Annotated in this window: 16 protein-coding genes; 11 read left to right on the forward strand and 5 right to left on the reverse strand. The window is 54.6% G+C overall.

The features are described 5' to 3' along the window. Positions 1-86: 86 nt before the first annotated feature. Genes ACYVHB_RS28955 through ACYVHB_RS28965 form a run of 3 tightly spaced genes read right to left on the reverse strand, consistent with a single transcriptional unit; the run spans position 87 to position 1,505 of the window. Positions 87-581 carry a Spy/CpxP family protein refolding chaperone gene (locus tag ACYVHB_RS28955; protein WP_461055395.1) on the reverse strand — a complete coding sequence of 165 codons (495 nt, stop codon included), beginning with the start codon at positions 579-581 and terminating at the stop codon, positions 87-89. 4 nt (positions 582-585) lie between these two features. Continuing rightward, on the reverse strand, positions 586-900 hold the full coding sequence (locus tag ACYVHB_RS28960; protein ID WP_461055396.1) for a hypothetical protein: 315 nt from the start codon (positions 898-900) through the stop codon (positions 586-588). 14 nt (positions 901-914) lie between these two features. Further along, positions 915-1,505 carry an RNA polymerase sigma factor gene (locus ACYVHB_RS28965; protein ID WP_461055397.1) on the reverse strand — a complete coding sequence of 197 codons (591 nt, stop codon included), beginning with the start codon at positions 1,503-1,505 and terminating at the stop codon, positions 915-917. Positions 1,506-1,802: 297 nt separating this feature from the next. Here ACYVHB_RS28965 and ACYVHB_RS28970 point away from each other — a divergent pair, with 297 nt between their 5' ends. After that, positions 1,803-2,606, forward strand: coding sequence for a sterol desaturase family protein (locus ACYVHB_RS28970; protein WP_461055398.1), 804 nt, complete (start codon positions 1,803-1,805; stop codon positions 2,604-2,606). Between the two features lie 44 nt (positions 2,607-2,650). On the opposite strand, the gene ACYVHB_RS28975 is transcribed toward ACYVHB_RS28970, so the two are convergent. Further along, the gene (locus tag ACYVHB_RS28975; RefSeq protein ID WP_461055399.1) at positions 2,651-3,790 is read right to left on the reverse strand and encodes an alpha/beta hydrolase family protein; all 1,140 of its coding nucleotides are present in this window, start codon (positions 3,788-3,790) and stop codon (positions 2,651-2,653) included. Positions 3,791-4,039: 249 nt separating this feature from the next. Here ACYVHB_RS28975 and ACYVHB_RS28980 point away from each other — a divergent pair, with 249 nt between their 5' ends. From ACYVHB_RS28980 to ACYVHB_RS28995, 4 genes are all read left to right on the forward strand, one after another. Continuing rightward, positions 4,040-5,215, forward strand: a complete 1,176-nt coding sequence (locus ACYVHB_RS28980; RefSeq protein WP_461055400.1) for a hypothetical protein — start codon at positions 4,040-4,042, stop codon at positions 5,213-5,215. Between the two features lie 365 nt (positions 5,216-5,580). After that, positions 5,581-5,832, forward strand: coding sequence for a hypothetical protein (locus tag ACYVHB_RS28985; RefSeq protein ID WP_461055401.1), 252 nt, complete (start codon positions 5,581-5,583; stop codon positions 5,830-5,832). 26 nt (positions 5,833-5,858) lie between these two features. Beyond that, the gene (locus ACYVHB_RS28990; RefSeq protein ID WP_461055402.1) at positions 5,859-7,316 is read left to right on the forward strand and encodes a DUF1800 domain-containing protein; all 1,458 of its coding nucleotides are present in this window, start codon (positions 5,859-5,861) and stop codon (positions 7,314-7,316) included. 93 nt (positions 7,317-7,409) lie between these two features. Further along, complete coding sequence (locus tag ACYVHB_RS28995; RefSeq protein ID WP_461055403.1) at positions 7,410-8,630, forward strand: DUF1501 domain-containing protein; 1,221 nt, start codon at positions 7,410-7,412, stop codon at positions 8,628-8,630. A 290-nt stretch (positions 8,631-8,920) separates the two neighbouring features. Here ACYVHB_RS28995 and ACYVHB_RS29000 read toward each other — a convergent pair whose 3' ends face one another. Further along, a complete protein-coding gene (locus tag ACYVHB_RS29000) occupies positions 8,921-9,871 on the reverse strand; it encodes an alpha/beta fold hydrolase (protein WP_461055404.1) in 951 nt (316 codons plus the stop codon). Positions 9,872-10,604: 733 nt separating this feature from the next. On the opposite strand from ACYVHB_RS29000, the gene ACYVHB_RS29005 reads away from it, so the two are divergent. Genes ACYVHB_RS29005 through ACYVHB_RS29030 form a run of 6 tightly spaced genes read left to right on the forward strand, consistent with a single transcriptional unit; the run spans position 10,605 to position 19,610 of the window. After that, complete coding sequence (locus tag ACYVHB_RS29005; protein ID WP_461055405.1) at positions 10,605-12,542, forward strand: glycoside hydrolase family 127 protein; 1,938 nt, start codon at positions 10,605-10,607, stop codon at positions 12,540-12,542. Between the two features lie 9 nt (positions 12,543-12,551). Next, complete coding sequence (locus tag ACYVHB_RS29010; protein ID WP_461055406.1) at positions 12,552-14,072, forward strand: sulfatase family protein; 1,521 nt, start codon at positions 12,552-12,554, stop codon at positions 14,070-14,072. Between the two features lie 20 nt (positions 14,073-14,092). Then, the gene (locus ACYVHB_RS29015; RefSeq protein ID WP_461055407.1) at positions 14,093-14,623 is read left to right on the forward strand and encodes a gluconate 2-dehydrogenase subunit 3 family protein; all 531 of its coding nucleotides are present in this window, start codon (positions 14,093-14,095) and stop codon (positions 14,621-14,623) included. A 41-nt stretch (positions 14,624-14,664) separates the two neighbouring features. Further along, a complete protein-coding gene (locus tag ACYVHB_RS29020) occupies positions 14,665-16,380 on the forward strand; it encodes a GMC family oxidoreductase (protein ID WP_461055408.1) in 1,716 nt (571 codons plus the stop codon). Positions 16,381-16,393: 13 nt separating this feature from the next. After that, complete coding sequence (locus ACYVHB_RS29025) at positions 16,394-18,016, forward strand: arylsulfatase (RefSeq protein ID WP_461055409.1); 1,623 nt, start codon at positions 16,394-16,396, stop codon at positions 18,014-18,016. 28 nt (positions 18,017-18,044) lie between these two features. Beyond that, a complete protein-coding gene (locus tag ACYVHB_RS29030) occupies positions 18,045-19,610 on the forward strand; it encodes a sulfatase (protein ID WP_461055410.1) in 1,566 nt (521 codons plus the stop codon). Positions 19,611-19,637: the final 27 nt, after the last annotated feature.

The raw sequence follows: 19,637 nt of genomic DNA on the forward strand, positions 1-19,637 counted from the left end.
GTCAGCGAACACTGTCCGTTTGGCGGCCCGGTTTCAGCAGTAAGAATGCGAAGCGGGCTGAGAACTTGCGGGTATCGACCATATCTTTAAAACTGGTTTCGTAATCGCTCGCGCAGGCTACGGGCCTGACCGGGGTTGTTGATTCCCCGTTCGATGCGGCTGATGACCTGGTCAAACCGGGTCTGCTGCTTGGGCGTGCAAAGGGCGCGTACCTGCTGCCAGTGCCGAAACCGAAGCCGGGTGATCTGTCCGTTTTGCCGGGCGATCTGCTCCAGCAACTGATTCACGGCCTCATCCGATACGGCTGGCTCTTTGATCCGGCTGAATAACGTGCTACGCAGTGTCCGTAAACTGTCTTCGTAACGTTTACTCTGCCGTCGCATCTGGCGGTGACTCTGCTGATACTGCGTCATCTGTTCGGGCGTAAGGGCCAGCCGTTTAGCCAGAAACTGCTCCGAGTTCGGGCGACTACCGCGCACCGTATCCGTTTTGCGAATGACCCAGCCAATGGTGGCTACGTTCAGGATGAGTAACAGAACGATAGCGGCCCAGAGCCAGTAAAATTTGGTTTTTGTATCCATGTGATTACCAGTTCAGCGCGTCGGATTCAAGTTCCCACTCAGTGGAGAAGCCCGCTGATTCCTGCTCCTGTTCGTGCTGAACCACCTGATCCCGGACGTACACTACCGCCGACAGATTCAGCAGCAGAACCAGTCCAAGCGAGGCCACTACGTAAGCCGGACGGAACACCCAGGCCGTCAGCGGTTTGGGAGTGGTACGCCGATCCAGTCGGGCCTGCACCCGCGTCAGAAAAAACGGTTTGGGCGCGGCCCGTTCGATGCCGTCGAGTGAGCGGAGCGTCTGTTCGATTTCTTCGTCGATGCGCTGATTCGTTTTCATGTCTGTTTATGTTGTCACAACCCGTTATCTTCTTTGTAATAATTTGCTAATCGTTTTCGCAGATTCACCTTCGCCCGGTGCAGCAGCGATTCGACGGACGAGAGCGAAACCTGCATCACCTCGGTGATTTCCTGATAACTCAATCCTTCGATGTTGTGCAGCGTGAACGCTATTTTCTGCTGGTCCGACAGCCCGTCGATAGCCCCAAATAGCACCTTTGCCCGCTCCTGATGCTCTAATTTCACGCCCGGATGCGCAAAATCGACCGGGTGCAGCCGATCATCGAACCCTTCCTCGTCTTCTCCTGTGAACAGCGACGTGAAAAACGCAAACCGCTTGCGGGCGTGGCGTTTGCGGTAGGCTTCGAGGGCTTTGGTCGTGGCAATCTGGTAGATCCAGGCCGTCAGTTTACCCTCACCCCCGAATGTGTGAATCGACTGAAAAACCTGAACGAACACCTCCTGCGCTACATCTTCGGCGTCTTGGGGTTGCCGCACAATGGCCAGCACCGTGTTATAGACGCGGCTCTGATAGGTCTCGACTAAGTGCCGAAACGCATCGGGACTGCCACGTTGCAAACCGGTGATAAGTTGAGGGACATCCAAACAGATTTTGGGCTTTAAGAGAGTAAATGCCGATTGGAAAGCAAAACTTGCGGGCAGGTTTAAATTTATCCTCATCCACAAAAAAAGGGTGAGTCCGCAAGTTTTTTGGCGCACCTGCATTTTTAAGTTGGAACGTGCTCTGCCGAACAGCCTTTTGCCGAAAGTAACGGCTGCCCCAGACCCAGGCAGAGCCAGCCGGAAACGAACTAAGCACCGCCGGTCAAACCAGGCAAATCTGAAAAATCAGGTTGCTGCTGTTTCCTGTGGCACTATCTTTAACTTGTTAACAGCGTTATTATGCAACCGATCATTAAATCCATTGCCGATCAATTTGGCTTATTTCCCGTTGGGGTAGTGATGGCCATGCTGGTCTTCGGGCGGTATCTGCTGATGGCGGGCGGGGTTTATCTGCTCGTTTATGTCTGGCTGACACGGTTCGTTAGCCGCTACAAGATTCAGGGTAAAGCACCGCAACGCCGTGCCGTGCTGGGTGAAATACGGCACTCATTCTACACCGCGCTGGTCTTTGGTGGCATCGCCACCATTCTGTTCGTAGCCCGGCAACACGGTTATACCCGCCAGTACATAAACATCAGCGAGTACGGCTGGGCCTATTTTGCCGGGGTATTGGTGGCGTTGATCTTCATTCATGATGCCTATTTCTACTGGATACATCGGCTCATGCACCAGCCCCGGCTGTTTCGGCTGGTGCACGGGGTGCATCATCGGTCCACAAATCCTACCCCGCTGGCTGCCCTGTCGTTTCATCCGCTGGAGGCCGTGCTGGAGTTTGCGTTCGTGCCCGTAGTGGTGTGGTTGTTGCCGGTGCATCCGGCTGCGTTGCTGCTGCTTTCGCTCTGGTCAATGGTTTGGAACATCGTTGGGCATCTAGGCTATGAATTGTTTCCGACGGGCTTCACCCGGCACTGGCTGGGGCAATGGTTTAACACGGCGACCCACCACAACCTGCACCATCAGCGCGTGAAGGGTAATTATGGGCTGTATTTCAACGTCTGGGACCGGCTTATGCACACCAATCACCCCGATTACTTTTCCACTTTCGACGCCGTGAAATCGCGCGGGCAGGTTGTTGATCACTGACTACCAATTGCTTTAGCTCCTCAGTAGCCGAAACAATTGTGGCGTTACAGTGATTTATCGAAGAATGAGATTGTCCGGGCGTTGGCGTCCCGGTAAAACTTGTGTTCGGCGTAACACACAAAAAGTTGATCCTCAATGCCGTTGACTAATGCTCTATTGCCGGCAATCGAGCCGCTCAGTGCGCTTTTCCAGGCGTCCGACTGTCGGGGATTAGTCCTGAAAAAATCGTTTGAGTCCAACTGTTCACCTTTTTTCAGGTCATTGTGGAGCAGGATGGACGTTGCCTTATCTACGCCCGGAACAATCGTAAACCGTTTGGGATAGACTGGTGAGGGTTCGTTGACGTAGAATTCCGCCCGGATGCCCCGCCCGGCAAGTTTTTTGTAATTGGCGTAGGAGTCGGCCAGCCGTGTTGGTTCTTCCGCTACGTCATTGCGGGAGATATTCCACAGGATCGGCACCGTTGACTGGTCGAACACCGCGCTGATACCCGGTACGCAATACAATGCACCAGCCTTATAGCTATTCAGGGCCGTAATCAAACTGCAAAATCCGCTCCCCTGCGACATCCCGACCCCAAACAGATTGGTCTGATCGAGCAAAATGGCGCGTTGTTTCAGGGTGGCCAGCACCGCATTGATGGCGTTGATGTCGGGGTTGTTCGTCGGGGCATTGCTCCACCGTTTATTGACCCGGTCTTGGCTTTCGGTGATGACCGCGGCGTAACCATTGGCAACGGCATACCGCACAAAATTGTCGTTCTCGACATTCGTGCCAATCCAGCCGCTAGCATTACCCCCTGCCCCGTGAAACGGTAAAATTACGCCTTTGTAGCCCATTGGTACGTAATAGTAAACTGACGAGCCATTGATGGTTTCACTCACAAACGTAATGTTTGCGCTGGCTTTGTAAGTTGCCGCCGGGATCAGTCCGGTTGCGGGCACGCTTACCTTGCTTTTCCACTCGTTGGGGTATTTCAGCCCCGAAACATCCCCCATCCATTTGACGAATACCGTTCCGGGTGCGGGTGGGTTCGACCAAACAAAAACCGAGTCGCCGACGGTTGCCGTGCCACTGCCGTACCCATTCGTGACCTGAATGGTGGCCGTAGAAGCGGTCGGGGTGGGCTGGGGCGTTGTTACGGTATCAGATGTACAGGCAGCAAACAGGATCCCAGGCAGCATTAAAGGCCATCGGTTGTTCATAATTCATTGTTTGTTTACAAGATCAGAGTGTTTGTTCTCAACGAACCGGAGCTACTGCCGAAAACAACGGGTACTATTAGCGAAATGCCGTAACCCGAAAAAACTTGCGGTCGAACCATTGTAAAAGAGCCACTGGGCAATTGACTGCAAAAAAATGACTGCCCGCGCAAGTTTCATTCGGCAATGGCATTCTATCGGTAGAACCCTAAAACACCTATCGCACTGCCTATGAATCGATTTTTGTTTCTGTACCTGCCCGGTGCTATTTTGTTGCTTGTCAATTTGCTCTCCTGCCGAAGAACGGATGAAACGTCCACTCCTGCCGCAGTAACTCCGGCCATCCTCGCCGACCGAAGAATTAGTCCGGAAGGGCTTAGCTATCAGGATATTGAGATTGACAATGCCCGCAAAACCGCTGTTTACCTGCGGGGGGAAACCAGTGAAATATGGTTAGCGAACCTAAACGCAGCCAACGGTGGCTTCGCATTAGCCAATGGAGCCGATCTGCGAATGGCAACAGGCGCGGCCCCATTTAACCTGAACAATGTGAACGGGCCGGAGTTTGGCGACAATGCTAATGGCTGGGGTGTGTACTACACCAAAACCAATGGCTCAGTCTATCAACTCTGGCGGTCAACCCCCGACGCCACTACGGCCACCGAAACGCCCCTCACTACGGGCAATCTGCTTCGTTCCGGTGTATTGGCCAGCACCAATCGGCAACTTTCCCAGACCCGGCTTATCTACATCCGCAAAACGGATAACAAAATCATGTGGTCAGATGAGAATAACCCTACCGCAGAGGTCGAACTACCCGGCGCGGTGGCTGGCGTATCCGGGCCACGCTCCCTGCCCAACTCGCCCGACATTGTGTTTTGTACCACTAACGGCCAGATCGCCCGCTACAGCACGGCCACCAAAACCGTGCAAACGCTGACCAACGATTCGGGGACAAAGACCGACGCTTTTGGCTGGCTGGCTCCCGAATACGGGGGCGACCTACTGCTGTTCGCCATTGTCGATCAAACCCGTTTAGCCGTTTATAAAAACAACGGCGGGGCTTTTTGGGAGCGCATTAAAACGCTGACCGTCGATCCAACGTCCAATCACCCGTATGTGTATTCAGCAGAGCCTTTTGTGGGCAACGGCGGCACTAAATCCTACTTTTCGCTGCACCAGCAACGGGATAAATTAACGCCACCGCTCCAGACCGACGCGTCGGTCTGGGTATGGGGATTGGATGGTACCCGAAAGCGGTGTGATAATGGCGCGGCCGGTCGGCGGTTAGACCCGGAATTTTTTTATGGAGCCACCGAAATTCACCTGCTCTACAACCTGATCGTTCCGGCTGCGGGCGGCAACCGCTGGGAAGCGTGGAGTTGCGGAACGGGTATAAGACCGTAGTACTATTTACTGCAAAACTACCTGACCATTAAGACGATGCAGCAAATCAGCTTTTTGACGTTAAGCGGATTGCTCATGCTGACGGGATGCCAAAAAGCACCAGATTCTGCTGTTACGCCCGCGCCCACAATGACAACTCTTAAAAATCCTGGCCCCGCAAGTTTTTTCCGGTTATTGCATTTTATGGATAGAGACGCCGTACTACGGTCGGCTCCATCAGCCGAATTACCGAAAAAAGAAGAGCACCATAACCCCTGGCGTTTTAATCCGGCACCGAATTTTCAGTCATAGTAATGCCGGTAACAGGACAACGATTGTTACGCTGCCCAACAAAATCAGTTCACAACCATAACACTTACAAACCGATGAAAACCGCAAAAATTGCCCAGTCTCTTGTCCTAGCCTTCGGCCTGTTCGTTGCGCAGATTGCTGATGCACAGCGCGTGGTGGTTCGGGTTGCGCGGCCACGGCCCGTTTATGTCGCCCCCCGCCCGGTTGTCTACGTGGCTCCCCGTCCGGTGTATGTCGCCCCCCGTCCGGTGTATGTCGCTCCGCGCCGGGTATATGTGGCCCCACGCCGGGTGGTAGCTCCGCGCCGGGTGTACGTAGTGCGGTAAACAGCTTCTTAAACCAACGACCTTATATGCGTTCGATCAGCAAACAACAACAGATTCAGCACCTTTACTGGCGGGCCGGATTTGGCGCAACCCCCGCCGTGATTCGGCGCGACAGCCACCGGCCCGTCAGAAAGGTGGTACGCGACCTGCTCCAGAACAACGACCCGTTCGCCCCCCTAACGGTGGTCGAGCCGACACAGCTCATGAACCGGAAAGAACTGAAGGGCATGTTTCGCGATGGAATGCTCGACCGCGATGCCCTCAAACAGCGCATCAAAGAGAACACCGGGCATATCCGGGATTTGAATGTGCTGTGGGTCGAAAAAATGGGGTCTGGCAAGGGTATTATGCGGGAGAAAATGGCGCTCTTCTGGCACGGTCATTTTGCCTGCCGCGTCCTGAATCCGGGAGCTATTCAGCAGTATCTCAACACAATCCGGCAACACGCGCTGGGCAAATTCAGTGATTTGCTGATGGCTGTCTCGAAAGAACCGGCCATGCTCCAGTTCCTGAATAATCAGCAGAACCGCAAGAACGCTCCCAACGAGAACTTCGCCCGTGAGGTGATGGAATTATTTACCCTGGGCCGTACCGATGGCGCATCCAGGAATTATACCGAAGCCGACGTAAAAGATGCCGCCCGTGCCTTCACTGGCTGGGGATTCAATTTGCAGGGTGATTTTACATTTCGGCCAAATCAGCACGACGACGGCCCGAAGACGGTTTTCGGGCAAACGGGCAATTTTGCCGGTGAAGACGTAATCCGGCGGCTGCTGGAGAAAAAGCAGACTGCCCGCTTTGTCACGGCTAAAATCTACCGGTTTCTGGTCGATGAGCAGGCTACTGACGCGACCGCCAAAAACCGGATCGACACGCTCGCCGACCGCTTTTACAAAACCGGCTACGATATTGCCGATTTGCTGGAGACGATCCTGACCGCCGACTGGTTCTACGAACCCGCTGTTGTGGGAAACCGCATCAAATCGCCGGTCGAATTGGTGGCCGGGATGCAGCATGCGCTGGGTCTGCAATTCGAGCAAAAGCAGTCGATCATTTTTATTCAGCGCACGCTGGGCCAGGTGTTGCTTTATCCGCCCAATGTGGCGGGTTGGCCGGGTGGGCGAAACTGGATTGATAGTTCGAGTTTGTTGTTCCGTATGAAATTGCCCGATGTGCTGTTGCAAGCGGGTCAGGTTCAGATTCAGCCCAAAGAGGAAGGCGACGTGAACACCGAAATCCTGGCCCGGCGCGGCAAGGGCGGATTAAGCGTCACGGCAGATTGGGCAGCTTTTGAAGAAGCATTTGCCCGCGTAAGCACCGACAAACTTCCCGATGAGTTAGCGGCTTTCCTGTTGCAGCAACCCCTCGGTTCCGACCAGCGGGCGGCAGTCCTGAAGCAGGTAGAGCATGGCGGTTCGCGCAGCGAGCAAATCCGAACACTGACAGCTACATTGATGGCCTTACCTGAATACCAACTTTGCTAATTTAACGAATGAATGCGTGATTGAGCGAATTAGTGACAAACACGATGTCGCCTGTTTACTCAACCAGCATTCACTCCATCACTCGATAAATCAATGAGACGGAGAGACTTTCTGAAACAATCGGCCCTGACCACTGCCGGGACCATGCTGATCCCGCACTTCCTGAAGGCCTACGAACTGAACCAGTTGGGCGTGACCCCCACCACCGGCAAAACGCTGGTGATTGTGCAACTGTCGGGCGGCAACGACGGCCTGAATACAGTGGTACCCTATCGCAACGATATTTACTATCGCGAACGCCCTACGCTGGCCATTCCGCGCAATAAGGTCTTGACGATCAATGATGAAATCGGATTTAACCCCACCCTTGAATCGCTCAAAGCCCTGTACGACGATGGACTGGTGACAGTCATCAACAACGTGGGCTACCCTAACCCCGACCGGTCGCACTTTCGGTCGATGGACATCTGGCAAACTGCCAGCGATTCGGATAAATACCTCAACACGGGTTGGATTGGCCGCTACCTCGACGCCAGTTGCCGCGGCACCGATGCTTGCCAGCCCCATCGCGCTATTGAGGTCGACGATACGCTGAGCCTGAGCCTGAAGGGAGCCCGCATTAACGGCCTGGCAATGCTCAATCCGCAGAAACTCTACAACCAGACCCGCAGCGGACTGGTAGGCGGACTGGCTAAAATCGACCACGACGACGAACACAACAACGTGGCGTACCTCTACAAAACCTTAGCCGAAACCGTATCGTCGTCGGCATATGTTTATGACAAATCGGCGCGGTCGGCCAGATCGATCAACACCACTAAGGGCATTTATCCGGCCAGCGAACTCGGCAATCGGTTGAAAACGGTGTCGGAACTGATTCAGTCAGGAGTAAGTACGAGTGTGTATTATATGTCGATTTCCGGTTTTGACACACACATCAACCAGCCGGGCCAGCAGGAACGGTTACTTGGCCAATATGCTGAAGCGGTAAAAGCGTTCATGGGTGACATGAAAGCGACTAACCGGCAAAACGACGTATTGCTGATGACCTTCTCAGAGTTTGGCCGCCGGGTAAAACAGAATGCCAGCAACGGAACCGATCATGGTACGGCCAATAACGTGTTTCTGATTGGTGGCGGATTAACACCGGGCAAGGTATTTAACGAAGCCCCCAACTTAACCAATTTAGAGGAAGGCGATTTGATATACACCGTCGATTTTCGGAACATCTATGCCACACTCCTCCGCGACTGGCTTAAAACGAATGATGTAGCGATTCTGGGTCGGCAGTTCGAGACCCTCGGTTTTGTTTGATCTGACGCTAAAGAGGTGATTTCTTCAGCACACTAAACCACTTCAAAAAGCCCCACCCAGATTCGGCTGACGGGGCTTTTTGAAGTGGTAATTATTTCGGTACAGTGGGTGGAAAGGGAATAAGAAACCTGTTTCAATCCCTATTTACCTTACACAAAGCGTCATTTGGAGTTCGACGTTCTTCTAAACCCAACCAATGACCCGGCCCATGCAAGACTGTCTAGCCTAAAGCCTGCTTGGAAAGAATTCAAACAAGGGTTAGCCAAGCTGCTCCTTCGACTAGCTTACCTTTACCGGGTTTGATCTCCCTGCCGATGCCCTTCTTTCGGTCCGCTGGGTCTCGCCAGCAGGGCTTCCAAACTCACCATCGCTGGCTCACTCGTCAGTAAACTATGCCCCAATCGGGGCAATACCGTGGCGCTACGCAAAGAAGGTAGATGCTGGCAGGCTCGTTCCAGCGTTGCCCCATAAGCAAATAGCTTATCAGCCGCCCCCAACAGCAGATCGACCCGCGGACGGATCTCCTCTAACTCTTCTTTTGACAAGGCCTTGTTCCACCAAGAGGTGAACTGAAACTCGGTCAAGGCGTGCAGTTGAAACGCCACCAACAGCGTTTCAACTGCAACAGGAAGCCCCGGTGCCAAGCCACCGAAGACGGCCTGCTTCAAAAACGAACGAACCGCGTCCTCACTGGGGTGGCTCAGGCCCAACCAGTAGTAGCGCAACAGCGAAAAGGACGGGGTTAGGGCGTGAAGGCCAGCAGGGTTGATCAGGATCGCCTGGTTAATCTGAGCCGGAACCTGCTGACAGGCTCGCAAGCTGATCAGCGCCCCCATCCCCAGACCGATTAAGGTGACCTGTTTGGCACCCAGTTGATTGAGCACCTGGGCGACCCACTGACCATAAGCATCGGTCTCCAAAGTGGGACTGTGGCCGTCACTTAAACCGGGTTGGCCGTTGATTTCCACCAGACACAGCCGGTAGTTGGTCTTGAAGCGGGTTAGGCTTTGGTTGATGTCCCAGGCCAAGGCCGGACTGTGAAAATCAGGCAGGAAGAGAAGGGTCTGATAAATCCGGCGTTTGGGGGTATGCACCCACACCACTGTTTGGCCCCAATCGGTAGGCAGGCTCAGGGCCTGGTAGTCCAAACCGGCCCGCTGTTGCACCTGCTGGTTCCACTGGGTCAGAAAAGCAAAGGCCTGTTGGGGGTCTTTGTAGCGGGAGAAGCCAGCGGGAGTCATGAGTGAGCAGCCAAGAGAGGGGCCTAAGGTAGTTATTTTCTTTACTGGACGGACACTCGCCTGTAGACGTAGAGCAAGGACAATACAAAGGACGATACACCTGGACCTGGCTGGAATCGGAGGTTAAAATGAACGATTTTATTGGCGGTTTATTCTGAGATAAATCATTAGCCGACAGCCGTTTACAGAGTCCAATAAATAACATTGATTATCTTTTAACGGCTGAAAAAGGTCGATTAAAGTAGGAGTTAAGCGTGTACGAAAATAAACATTGATGTCACATAGGGAAAAAGCTACGCAACGTCCACCAGCAGCTTTGTGAAGGTGTTTTAATCTATTTCTTGCCTATACCAAGCTAACCAGTACTGTCCTTATAATATCACTTGTTTTTAGTGAAATTGTCATTGGTAGAACGCCATCGGCAGACTACAGGAGTATCTGACTCAATTCGTTACAAACAGGATTCGTTTACAGGGTTCTATGCTCAACTGTCTATTACAATGAATAACTTGACTGTCAAAATATACTGATCCTGTCAGTTGCGAGTCATGTAGCCAATCGAAGATAACGCAACTAATCAGACGGTAGAGACGCGGTTTCTGACCTAAGAATGTATTCGGATTTATAAAAGCGAAGAAACATAGAACACATCCGAAATAGATTTGCACAAAACAAAGGAAGCAGATCAAACTACCGCCTTTCCTAACAGTTGTACACTAACGGACCAACGGATATGTCCCTGAAATCGCCACGCATCTGGTTCAATTTATTCATTGTCGCAGTGGGCTTTGTGCCTTCGTTAACCAGTGCGCAGGTGCTGGTTCAGCCCGTGATTGGCGACCGGCTGCGGCCCGCGCAGGAAGCCCGATTAACCGGGTACGTCGGTCAGCAACTCGACGCATCCTACGAAAACCGGATTCTGGCCCAGGACGCAACCCGGCTGGTCGAACCGTTTCGCCACCGCACCGAAGAGCGTTGCTGGCAGAGTGAGTTCTGGGGGAAGTGGTTCACCTCCGCCGTACAAGCCTATCAATACCGACCGGAACCAAAGCTGAAAGCCGTTCTCGACAAGGCCGTTGCCGATTTGCTAACCACCCAAACACCCGACGGCTACATCGGAAATTATTCGGATGCTAAACGGCTGGAGCAATGGGACATTTGGGGCCGTAAGTACTGTATGCTGGGGTTGCTGGCGTATTATGACCTGACCAAAGACCAAAAAAGTCTACAGGCGACCCGCAAAGAAGCGGACTTCCTGATGCAGGAGTTACAAACGAAGCAGGTCCAAATCGTTCAGAAAGGCAATCATAAGGGCATGGCCGCTACCTCAATCCTGGAACCGATGGTGTTGCTTTACGCCCGCACCAAAGACCCTAAATATTTGGCCTTTGCCAACGAAATCGTGCAACAGTGGGAATCGGCGGATGGCCCGCAACTGATCGCCAAAGCAGGGTCGGCAGTGGGCGAACGTTTTCCGGTGCCGCAGAAAAACTGGTTCGGCTACGAACAAGGGCAGAAAGCCTACGAAATGATGTCGTGTTACGAAGGCCTGCTCGAACTCTACCGGCTGACGGGTAAACCCGCTTATCGAACCGCTGTCGAACAGACCTGGACCAGCATCCGCGACACGGAAATCAACGTGGCTGGTTCCGGTTCCAGCATCGAATGCTGGTTCGGCGGCCGGAAAGTACAGGCGTTACCCGCCAAACGCTATCAGGAAACGTGCGTGACGGCCACTTGGATCAAACTGAGTCAGCAACTGCTGCGGCTTACCGGCGAGGCCAGATACGCCGAAGCCATTGAGCAATCATTTTACAACGCGCTGCTGGGGTCGATGCGGCCCGGTGGGGCAACCTGGGCTAAATATTCACCACTGGTCGGCACCCGGACACAGGGCGAAGACCAGTGCGAAATGGGCCTGAACTGCTGCATCGCCAGCGGGCCGAGGGGTTTGTTCACCCTGCCACTCACGACCGTGATGAGCGGCAAAGACGCACTCACCGTCAATTTTTTCGCGGCCGGTTCGTACCGGGTGAAGACACCAAAAGGGCAGGTTGCCGAACTGAAACAGCAAACGGATTACCCGGCTTCGGGTACTATTTCGATGGTGCTGAACCTGCCAAAACCCGAAACGATGGCCCTGCGCGTCAGGATACCGGCCTGGAGCGGGCAAACGACGCTCACCGTGAATGGTCAGGCGGTGGCGGGTGTGATGCCCGGCGAATACGCCACCATCAGCCGGGTCTGGCAACCGACCGACACCGTGACACTGACGCTGGATATGCGGGGCCGAGTCGAACGCACTGGTACAAAACCAGCCGAATACGTGGCGATTCTGCGCGGTCCGATGCTGCTGGCCCGCGACAGCCGAATTGCCGGCCTTACCGACGTAGATGAGATTATTTCACCCGCCTTAGACAAAGACGGTTTTTTGCCGCTCGAACATACCGGAACGGATCAAAACGGCATCTGGATGCGTTTCAACGCCCCGTTTTTGATTGGGACGTACCGGTCGGGTGAGTATCTGAAACCCGTGTCGCTGCCGCTTTGCGACTACGTTTCGGCAGGAAATACCTACGACGGTACATCGCGCTTTCGGGTGTGGTTTCAGCAATTGGTTGATCCGGCAGGCCCCGGTACGGTTCCGGTGCAGGCAAAACCCAATAAATAGGTCCCGTTCATGAAGTTACTCGTCTTTTTGCCGGTGCTGCTGCTCGGCTACTTCGGGCTTTCACTAAGGTTACCCGCGCCGAACCTAACTCCACCGAATCCGCTCCGCAACGTGATCGTTATTATCGGCGACGACCACGCGGCTCACGATCTGGGCTGCTACGGTAATCCGGTGGTGCGTACGCCAAATCTGGACCGGCTGGCGGGGCAGTCGGCGCAGTTCGAGCGGGCGTATGTGAACAGCCCCGTTTGTACGCCCTCGCGCCAGTCGTTCCTGACCGGAAAAATGCCCCACGCCGCGGGCGTTACGCTGCTTACTACAGCCCTGCCCGACACGACCTACACGCTGGCCGAACACCTCAAAAAGCAGGGTTTCAAAACGGCATGCATCGGCAAAACGCACTTCAACAGCGAATTGACGCATGGCTTCGACGAGTTAGTCTGGCAAAAGGAATACAACGAGTACCTGAAAACGGTGCAGGAGACGCTGCCCGCAACCGTCCGTTACTCGCAGGCCAAACACCCTTGGAACGACCCCGTGCAGGTATTCTGGAACGCCGAGGGTCTGCCCGCTCCGCACCACGACGAATATGACATCGGCACGTTTTTCGCTAACCGGGTCAACGATTTTCTCGACCGCAACCGGGCTAATCGGTTTTGTTTGTGGGTGGGTTTTAAAGAACCGCACGCGCCGTTCAATTTCCCGATTGAGTACGCCAACCGTTACCAGCCTGATGAGCTGATTTTGCCGACTGGCAGCCCGGAAGATGATCGGTATGAGCCGCTGGTTTTCAAGGCGTTGACCACTGCCGACCGCCGGGGCATCATGCGGTCGTACTACACCTCGACTGAGTATCTGGACAAAAACATCGGCCTGATCTTAGACAAAATCCAGTCGCTGAACCTGACCAACGAAACGCTGATTATTTATCTCGGCGACAACGGCTATCTGCTCAATCACCACAAGCGATTCGAGAAACATACGATGTGGGAAGAAGCCGTTCGGGTGCCGCTCATCATCCGGGCCGGTGTCGGTAATCCCCAGGTTATCAGTAGTTTGACCGAAATGATTGATCTGGCCCCGACAATCCTGGCTGCGCTCGGTGTGGAAACGATGCCCGGTTTGCACGGAAAATCATTGCTGCCGCTGCTGGCGGGCCAGACGAACCGACACAAAGACCTGATCTTTTCGGAATACCTGCCCGACAATAAGGCGATGGTCAGGACGGCGCAATACAAGTACGTGTTCACCAACGGCAAACGCGACCTGGGTATGGGCTACGCCACCGGCAATCCACCGGCAGGCATCCACCACGAACTCTATGATCTGCAACACGACTCCCGCGAAACGACCAACGTATTCACCAAAGCCGCTTACCGGAAAATAGGGCAGGATTTACAAAACCGGATGCTGGCGGTATTCCGGCAAACACACCCGAACGCGGGATTAGTCGCTAAAAATCAACCGGTTGACCGGCAGTTGGCCGCGTTTTGCGAACCTCCGGAAGGCGAACGGCCCGATGATAAATAACCAAAAAAACTCACGAACAGATGAATCGAAGAGAAGCCATCGGGCAGGTATCGCTGTTGCTGGGCGGGATCGTTTCGACACCGGTTATGGCCGGTATGCGCAACGAACGAACATATTTCGGGCCGGTTGTGCCAGTTGGTTCCGACCAACAGGCGTTGCTGGCCGAACTGGCCGAGACCCTCATCCCGACCACCACCACGCCCGGAGCCAAAGCCGCCGGGGTGGAAAAATTCATTGTCCGGGTGATGCAGGACTGCTTTGAAAAACCAAAGCAGGAGAAATTTTACGCAAGCCTGGCGACCATCGAAACCGACTGTAAAACCCAATTCGGCACCGGCTTCGCAGCATTGGACGCGGCTCAGAAAAACGCCGCGATGACAAAAATTATGGCGCAGGACAAACCGTTTTTTCTGACCCTGAAAGAACTGACGGTATCTGGTTATTTCACGTCCGAAATCGGCGCGACCCAGGCCCTGGCCTACCTGCCGGTGCCGGGCCGTCTGGACGGTTGTCTGCCGCTGGCAAAGGGGCAAAAAGCGTGGCAATTGTAGGCAGTTATTGGGTATAACAACAGTCATCACACAAACAGACAATGGCAAATCTGAATATAGACCAGATCAAAGATGCAACTTATGACGCTATCGTGATCGGGTCGGGCATCAGTGGCGGATGGGCGGCTAAAGAACTGACCGAAAAGGGCTTACGGGTACTGATGCTGGAACGGGGCCACAAACTCGACCACATTACTGACTACGAAACGGCCAATAAAGACCCCTGGGAAATGCCCCACGGCAGTTATCTGACCACCGAACAACGCGCCACGCACCCCAAGCTGGGCCGCGCCCGGCCCTACAACCCCGGCACGGAAAGCTACTGGCTCAAAGACACCGACGCACTCTATCAGGAAGATAAACGCTTCGACTGGTTCCGGCCCAATATCGTCGGCGGCAAGTCCATTATGTGGGGGCGGCAAACGTACCGACTCAGTGACCTTGACTTCGAGGCCAACACCAAAGAAGGTATCGCCGTGGACTGGCCAATCCGCTACAAAGACATTGCGCCCTGGTACAGCTACGTGGAAAAACACGTCGGTATTTCGGGTGAAAAACTCGGCCTGCCCCAACTTCCCGACAGTGAATTTCTGCCGCCGATGGAGATGTACTGCATTGAAAAAGAAGTCCGGCAACGGATCGAGAAAAACTTTCCAGGCAGGGTGATGACCATCGGGCGGGTGGCGAATCTGTCGAAAGCGACGCAGGCGCAGATGAATATGGGCCGGGCTTCGTGCCAGTATCGCTACAAATGTTCGCTTGGTTGTCCGTATGGTGCTTATTTCAGCACCCAATCCTGCACGTTGCCCCCGGCGGCCAAAACGGGGCGGCTCACGCTGCGGCCCGATTCGCTGGTGTCAGAAATCCTATACGACGAGACCCGCAAAAAGGCTACCGGCGTGCGCTTGGTGGACACCGTGACGATGGACAGCCGGGAGTATTTTGCGAGCGTCATTTTCGTCTGCGGCAGTTCGATCAGTTCGGCGGCTTTGCTGCTCAACTCCAAATCCAACCGCTTTCCGAACGGGCTGGGCAACGATTCGGAGCAGGTCGGGCATAACCTGATGGATCACCATTCGTCGCTCGGAGCCGACGGTCATTGGGAAGGTGACTTAGACAAGTATTACCTCGGTCGGCGGGCCAACGGCATTTATATTCCGCGTTACCGCAACTACGGCACCGACAAACGCGACTACCTGCGCGGCTTCGGCTATCAGGGCGGAGCAAGCCGGACGGGTTGGCAGCGGGAGATTGCGGAGTTTAATTTCGGGGCCGATTTCAAGGAGCGTATGACCCAGCCCGGCCCCTGGATCATGGGCTTAGGCGGCTTCGGCGAGACCCTGCCGTACTACGAAAACCGGATGTACCTGCACCCGACCGACAAAGACAAATGGGGCCAGCCGATTGTGGTTTTCGACGTTGAGTTCAAGGAAAACGAGCGGAAAATGCAGCGCGACATGGTCAACGACGCGGTAGAAATGCTCGAAACGTCGGGATTCACGCGGGTAAAACCCAATACTACCAGTTCGTTTCCCGGACGCGGTATTCACGAGATGGGAACCGCCCGGATGGGCCGCGACCCCAAAACGTCGGTGCTGAACGGCCACAACCAGATACACGCCGTGCCGAATGTGTTCGTCACCGATGGGTCGGCCATGACCTCGTCGTCCTGCGTCAATCCGTCGCTGACCTACATGGCATTAACGGCCCGTGCCGCCGATTTTGCTGTTAAACAACTGAAAGTGAAGGCATTATAAAAAACTGGTCAAGATGAAAGATTTATCATTCCTAATTCTGCTGGTGTTGATCGTCGTTGTCGGGTTGATGGCCTTCCAGCCACAGCTCGAAACGCCGACCGCGCCCGTCCGCAAACCCAATATTATCATCATCCTGGCCGATGATATGGGCTATTCCGATCTCAGTTGCATGGGATCAGAAGTGCCAACGCCGAACATTGATGGGCTGGCGAAAAACGGGCTGTTGATGACGCAGTTTTACAACGCCGGTCGCTGCTGTCCGTCGCGGGCGGCTTTGCTGACGGGCTTGTATCCGCACCAGACCGGCATCGGCGACATGAGCGGGGACTATAACCATCCGGCCTACAAAGGCGTGCTGAACGACAAGTGCATCACCATCGCTGAGGGACTCAAAACGGCGGGGTACGTGACGGCTCATTCGGGTAAATGGCACGTCGGCGATAAGATGGCGAGTCTGCAGCCGATGCGCCGGGGCTTCGACCAGAGTTATCTGATTGACCGGGGCGGGGGGATTTATTTTTACCCGGCGGTGGGGCCGCACACGATTTTCGAGAACGATGTGCCGCAAAAAATAGACCCGAAAACCTACTATTCGACCGAAGCCATCAACGATTTTGGGGTGCGGTTTCTGGAACAGCAACGCAAGGGCGACAAGCCGTTTTTTTTGTATCTCGGCCACATCGCCCCGCATTTTCCGTTGCAGGCCTGGCCCGAAGACATTGCCCGGTTCCGGGGCCGGTACCGCAATGGGTTTGCTGTGATTCGCCAACGTCGTTTTGCCCGGCAACAGCAGTTGGGACTCGTGCCGAAAGGCCAAACGCTGTCGGTTCCTGATGATTTGGTCAAAACATGGAACAACCTAAGCGAAGCCCAGCGCGATACGTTCGACCTGAAAATGGCCGTTTATGCCGCCCAGATCGCTTGTTTAGACCGGGAAACGGGCAAACTGATTGCCAAACTAAAAGAAATCGGGCAGTTGGAGAATACAGTTATTTTCTTTTTATCGGACAATGGTTCGTCGCCGGAGGAGTTGCCGGTGCCGGCCAGCAACAAGTCGGAACCCGGTTTGGCGCAGGTGGACAAGTCCATTGGTACTCCCCGAAGCTGGGCGATGGGCAGTCCGTCGTGGGCCAACGTGAGCAATACGCCGTTTCGGATGTACAAGCAGTGGGCGCATGAAGGCGGCATTGCCACGCCCCTGATTGTACACTATCCCGCCTTGATTAAGAAGAAACGCCTTGATAATCAGGTCGGTCACATAACGGATATTCTACCGACGTGCTTGGAACTGGCGGGCGCGACCTACCCGGCGACGTACAAAAACAAGCCGGTGATCCCGGTCGAGGGGCGGAGTTTGGTGCCGATTCTGGCCGGGAAAAAACGCGCCGAACGCCCGTTTCTGGCCTGGGAACACGAAGGCAACCGCGCCATCCGGCAGGGCAACTGGAAATTAGTGTCAAAATGGCCGCAGAACCAATGGCAACTCTTCGACATGAGCCGCGACCGTTCGGAGATGAACGACCTGAGTGCGAGTAACCGGCAGAAAGCCAGCGAATTAGCGAACCAATATCAGCAATGGGCCGATAAAGTTGGCGTGTTGCCCTGGAAAGACCTCGAAGCCATTGCCAAACCGTGACGGGTACACACCTTAAAAACAGGCGTATATGCATAAGCTGTTACTCTTTTTTGGAATATGCGGGCTTACCAGCTTTCTGGTCGCGCACATGTCCGCACCCCGCCCGGCTTCGCAACGCTACAATGTGCTGTTCATCGTGGCTGACGACTGGAAACCAATGGCGGGCTGCTACGGAACCCGCCAGATCAAAACGCCCAACATTGACCGGCTGGCCGTGCAAGGCACGGTTTTCCGGCGAAATTATTGCCAGCAAGCTGTTTGCGCGCCCACCCGCGCCAGTCTGCTGACCGGCCAACGCCCTGACTACACGCGCGTCTGGGACCTGGAAACGCAGATTCGGGCGATGAACCCATACATTCTGACCATGCCGCAGTATTTCCGGCAGCATGGATACGTGACCTCTGGCATTGGCAAAGTCTATGATGGCCGGTCAGTAGACAAAGGGCAGGATTCGCTGTCGTGGTCGGTGCCGTATCACCAGCTTGCGGGCTTTGGCGCGGCTTTCCAGATGTACCGAAACCCGCAAACCCGGCAACGGCTCGACCGGCTTGAGGCCGAAGCGGTAGCGAAGGGCGTTCCGGTCGGGCCATATATTCAGCAGCGACTCTGCCCCGTTGACGAAGGCGAGGCCGTTGCTGATTCGGTCTATGCGGATGGGAATGTCGGGCAGAACGCGCGGAGAATCATTCGGCGGTTGGCTGGTCAGCAGGCTCCGTTTTTCTTCGCCGTTGGCTTTCGGAGTCCGCATCTGCCGTTTATCGCACCCAAAAAATACTGGGATTTGTATGACCGCTCCAAGCTGACGCTGGCGGCTTACCAGCAGCATAGCAAGAACCCGGTCGAGGTAGCCTACCAGCCTTCCGGCGAGTTGGTCACGCAGTACACGGGGACAAACGGCGAACGGTTTCCCAAAGGCTACGCGCCCTATGCCGACTCGGTGCAGCGACGCCTGATTCACGGCTACTACGCATCGGTCTCCTACATGGACGCGCAGGTCGGACTGCTGCTGGGCGAACTGAAAGCGAGTGGTCTGGACAAGAATACCATCGTCGTGCTATGGGGCGATCACGGCTGGCACCTCGGCGATCACGCGATGTGGTGCAAACACACCAATTTCGAGCAGGCCACCCGCTCGCCGTTGATTATTACGGCTCCCGGTTTTCAGGGCAACCAGCAAACGGAATCGCTCACCGAATTTGTGGACGTATTCCCAACACTTTGTGCGTTGACGGGCCTGAAAACGCCCGATGCGCTGCCCGGGAAAAGCCTCGTTTCGGTGCTTAAAAAACCGGCAACGGGCGTAAAAACTTACGCCGTAAGCCAGTATCCGCGCAGCAACGATAAGGTGATGGGCTATGCCATTCGCACGGACCGCTACCGCTACGTGGCCTGGTTTGAACAGGATTTTCGGAAAAACCCAATCCGAACGGCGCTCAAACCGATGGCTACTGAACTCTACGATTACCGGAAAGACCCAGACGAGACCGAAAACGTGGCTGCCAATGCCGCGTATCAGGCCATCGTCAACCAGCACGCCGATTTGTTACGGGATTTTTTGCAGCAACAATCCCACCCGCTGGCCAGCAACAAATAAAATAACCCCACGATGCCTATTTTTTTG

This window comes from Spirosoma arcticum, assembly GCF_054779955.1.